The organism is Cellulosimicrobium cellulans (assembly GCF_001722485.1).
In the GTDB taxonomy this organism is placed as follows: domain Bacteria; phylum Actinomycetota; class Actinomycetes; order Actinomycetales; family Cellulomonadaceae; genus Cellulosimicrobium; species Cellulosimicrobium cellulans_A.
In genome coordinates, this window is the sequence record NZ_LWGL01000224.1 from 1 (window position 1) to 4,178 (window position 4,178).

3 protein-coding genes and 1 pseudogene are annotated in these 4,178 nt (G+C 76.4%); all 4 read left to right on the forward strand.

Annotation, left to right across the window (positions count from 1 at the left end; genetic code table 11):
• Positions 1–1,271: AAA family ATPase (locus JZ5iCDA_RS18055; RefSeq protein WP_139123167.1), on the forward strand; the 1,271-nt coding region annotated here is incomplete at its 5' end.
• The gene (locus JZ5iCDA_RS16000; RefSeq protein ID WP_069388043.1) at positions 1,268–2,620 is read left to right on the forward strand and encodes a hypothetical protein; all 1,353 of its coding nucleotides are present in this window, start codon (positions 1,268–1,270) and stop codon (positions 2,618–2,620) included. The genes JZ5iCDA_RS18055 and JZ5iCDA_RS16000, both read left to right, overlap by 4 nt.
• Positions 2,617–3,597 carry a glutamate ABC transporter substrate-binding protein gene (locus JZ5iCDA_RS16005; protein ID WP_069388044.1) on the forward strand — a complete coding sequence of 327 codons (981 nt, stop codon included), beginning with the start codon at positions 2,617–2,619 and terminating at the stop codon, positions 3,595–3,597. The genes JZ5iCDA_RS16000 and JZ5iCDA_RS16005 overlap by 4 nt, the downstream gene beginning before the upstream one ends.
• Positions 3,594–4,178, forward strand: a pseudogene (locus JZ5iCDA_RS16010) (hypothetical protein); the annotation flags it as partial. The gene JZ5iCDA_RS16005 and the pseudogene JZ5iCDA_RS16010, both read left to right, overlap by 4 nt.

Genomic DNA, 4,178 nt, shown 5'->3' on the forward strand with positions numbered 1-4,178 from the left:
CGGGCGGCGGTGGGATCGCCCCGGGTCGTCCCGCCGCCCGTCCCGTCGCCTCCGCGCCCCCTCTCCCGACGCCGTCGCCCACGACCGCCGGGCCGCTGACCGCACGCCCCACGACCGGCAGCTCCTTCGACCTCGACGCCCTCGCCCCGCTCGGCGTGCCCCGCGCGCCCGAGCCGGACGTGCCGACCGTCGACGCGATCCTCGACGCGCTCGCCGCCCGCCGCCCGGGCGAGCCGGGAACGCCCGCCGGCCCGTCGCCGTCGGGCACGGTGCCTACCCCCGGCGCCGCGGGCGGGCCGCGCACCGCGACGGACGGCGAGGCGCCCCCGGACGCCGACGCTGACGCCGAGGAGCCGCCCCGCTCGCTCGAGGAGCTGCTCGCCGAGCTCGACGGCCTCACGGGGCTCGAGCGGGTCAAGGACGAGATCCGGCGCCAGACCGAGCTGCTGCGGGTCGAGAAGCTGCGCACCGAGGCCGGCCTCACACGGCCCACGCTCACGCGCCACCTCGTGTTCCTCGGCAACCCGGGCACCGGCAAGACGACGGTCGCGCGGCTCGTCGCCGGCATCTACCGGGCGCTCGGGCTGCTGGAGAAGGGCCACCTCGTCGAGGTGGACCGCTCGGAGCTCGTCGCGGGCTACCTCGGGCAGACGGCGGTGAAGACGTCCGAGGTCGTGGCGACCGCGCTCGACGGCGTCCTGTTCGTCGACGAGGCCTACGGGCTCGCGGAGGACCAGTACGGCGCCGAGGCGATCACGACGCTCGTCAAGGACATGGAGGACCACCGCGACGAGCTCGTCGTGGTGGTCGCCGGGTACCCGGGCCCGATGGCGGACTTCCTCGCCACCAACCCCGGGCTCGAGTCACGCTTCTCCACGACGATCACGTTCGAGGACTACACCGACGCCGAGCTGCGCGAGATCTTCGCGGGCATGGCCCGGCGGGCCGACTTCGAGCCGACGCCCGAGGCGCTCGACACCTTCGAGCGGCTCGCCGCCGCCCAGCCGCGCACCGAGGGCTTTGGCAACGCACGCTGGGCGCGCAACGTGCTCGACGCGGCCGTCGCACGCCACGCGTGGCGGCTGCGCGACACCCCCGAGCCCACCGTCGACCAGCTGCGCCTGCTCCTGCCCGCCGACCTGGTCGACGGCGAGGGCGCGCCCGCGCTGCTCGCGACGCTCGACCCGCCGACGCCCGACCCGTCCGAGCCCGCCGGTCCCACTGTTCCCACCGCGCCACCGGCACCACCCACCGTCGAGGAGAACGCATGACGACCACACCGGTCCGCCCGGCGGGCCCGCCCACGTCCGGGGTCGTGGCGCCCGCGCCGGCCGCGCGCGTGGGCACCCCCGGGGCTCCCGGACCGTCCGGCGACGGCAGCGCACGCGTCGCGCGGGCGCGCGGCGCCCTGCGCCGCACGCCCGGCCGGCTCCGCCTCGTGATGGCGCTGTGCGTGCTCGCCTCGCTCGTGCTGGGAGCGCTCGGCTTCCAGGCGGGCGCCGTGCAGTCGCGCGCGCTCGACGCGGCCGCCGAGGACGCCGCGCAGCTCGTGGGGGTCCAGGAGGTCCGCAACGCTCTCGTCGCGGCGGACGCCACGGCGACCGGCGCGTTCCTCGTCGGCGGCCTCGAGCCCGCCGAGCAGCGCGCGCGCTACGACGAGCTGGTCGACGCGGCGGCGAGCGACCTCGCAACCCTGTCCGGCAGCAACGGCGCCGACGCCGAGCTCCTCGGCGAGGTCGCCGCCGACCTCACGACCTACACGGGGCTCGTCGAGCAGGCGCGCGCCGCCAACCGGCAGGGCTTCCCAGTCGGGTCGGCGTACCTGGACCAGGCGTCGACGATCCTGCGCGAGCAGATGCTCCCGACCCTGGACGAGGTCGTGCTCGACGACGCCGACCGGGTGGCGGCCGACTTCGCGGGCGTGCGCAACGCGCTCTGGGTGCTCGCCGGCGGGCTTCTCGCCCTCGCCGCGCTCGTGCTGAGCCAGGTCTGGCTCGCGCGGCGCACGCACCGCGTGCTCAACGTGGGCCTCGCCACCGCGACGGGGGTGGTGCTCGTCGTCGGCGTCGTCGGGACGCTCCTGCTGTCGCAGGCGAGCGCCCGCGCGCACGACGTGCGGACCGGCTCGTACGCCGCGACGCTCGCCGCGTCGCAGGCCTACGCGCTCGCGAACGACGCGAAGTCGATGGAGGCGTTCACGCTCATCAAGCGCGGCTCGGGCCAGGCCTACGAGGAGGAGTTCGTCGCCGCGACGGACGACGCCGCGCAGCGCCTCGACGACGCGGCGGCCGACGGCGTCCTCGACGGGTCGAGCGCGCAGGCCCTCGACGTGTGGGTGGCCCGGCACGCGGAGATCCGCGCGCTCGACGACGAGGGCGACTGGGACGGTGCCGTCGCGCTCGCGACGAGCACCGACGCCGAGAGCCCGAACGCGGCGTTCGAGGAGTTCTCGGCCTCCGCGCGCGACGACATCGAGACGAACGCCGTCGCGACGCGCGACGACCTCGCGTCGGCCGGCACGCGGTCCGCCGTCGCCGGCTGGCTGCTGCTCGCGGCCGGCGCGGCCGCGGCCGTGCTTTCGTGGCGCGGCGTCACGGCACGACTGGAGGAGTACCGGTGAGGACGACGACCGCTGCCCGCTCGGCACTCGTCGCGGCGCTGACCGCGACCGCGCTGCTGCTCACCGCGTGCTCCGGGCCGTCCGGCGCCGACGACCTGCGCCTGGCCCCCGAGGCCGAGCCCGAGGCGACGACCGCCGCCCCGGCGCCCGGAGCGCCCGCCGAGTGCGCCGACCCCCTCGCGTCGTACGCCCCCGAGGGCCCGCTGCCCTCCCCCGACGCGCTGCCCGCGGGCAGCACCATGGCGGAGATCCGTGAGCGCGGCTCCCTCGTCGTCGGCGTCTCGGCGGACACCCTGCTCATGGGGGCGCGCAACCCGCTCTCCGGGGAGATCGAGGGCTTCGACATCGACATGCTGCGCGAGGTCTCGCGCGCGATCTTCGGCGACCCGGACCGGCTCACCTTCCGCGTCATCACCTCGGGCCAGCGCATCGAGGTGCTCCAGGACGGCAGCGTCGACCTCGTGGCGCGCGCGTTCACGATGAACTGCGAGCGGTGGGAGCAGATCGCGTTCTCGGCCGAGTACTACCACGCGGGCCAGAAGGTGCTCGTCTCCCGCGACTCGACCGCGGCGGGCATCGCCGACCTCGAGGGGCAGCGCGTGTGCGCGCCCGAGGGCACGACGACGCTCACCCGGCTCGAGGAGTACGCCGGCATCGAGCCGGTGCCCGCCACGACGCACACCCAGTGCCTCGTGCTCTTCCAGCAGGGCAAGGTGGACGCGATCACGGGCGACGACACGATCCTCGCCGGCTTCGCCGCGCAGGACCCGTACGCCAAGGTCGTCGGCGAGGCGATCAGCGACGAGCCGTACGGCATCGGGGTGCCCGCGGAGGACACCGACATGGTGCGCTTCGTCAACGCGGTGCTCGAGCGCGCGAAGGCGGACGGCACGTGGGCGGCGAGCTACGACCGGTGGCTCGGCGTGCTCGGCCCCGCCCCCGCGCCGCCGGCCGCGGTGTACGGTCGCACGCCGTGAGCCGAGCCGTCGCACCGGAGGCACCCGGGCGGCTCGGCGAGGCGATCCCCGCCCCCGAGCTCCTGGCGTACCTCGGCGCGCTCGAGACGTGGCTCGACGCGCGCCGCACCGAGCTCGACCGGCTCGACGCCGCCGCGCAGGCCGCGGCGACGCCGGACGCGTACACGGCCGACCTCGTGCTCGCCCTGTCGCTGTGGCAGGCGATCCGCGGTCGCGCCGACGAGCTGCGCGTCACGTGGGACTCCGGTCGGGTCGACGTCGTCGCGCGCGAGAAGATGTCGGTGCTCATCTGGGGCCGGCTCGACTCCGGCTCGGGCGCCGCGCTCGTCTCGCTCGTCGAGGCGGTGAAGCTGTGCGACGCGCTCGTCGTGCAGCTGCGCACGCGGCTGTCGTTCGACCCGCACACGGCCGACCAGGTCGCCCGGCTGCGCGGCGTGCGGGCGGAGCTCGTGCGCTGCGAGGACCTCGCCGGGTCCGACGCCGACGCGCGCGGCCGCGTGGCGACGCTGCGAGGACGGCTGGAGCGGCTCGTCGCGCAGGCGGAGCGCGGCGCCGACGTGTCGGGCCCGCTCGCGGAGCTC

Bases quoted from the DNA above. Each gene is read 5' to 3' on its own strand.
- JZ5iCDA_RS16000 (WP_069388043.1), top strand. From the start codon at position 1,268: ATGACGACCACACCGGTCCGCCCGGCGGGCCCGCCCACGTCCGGGGTC.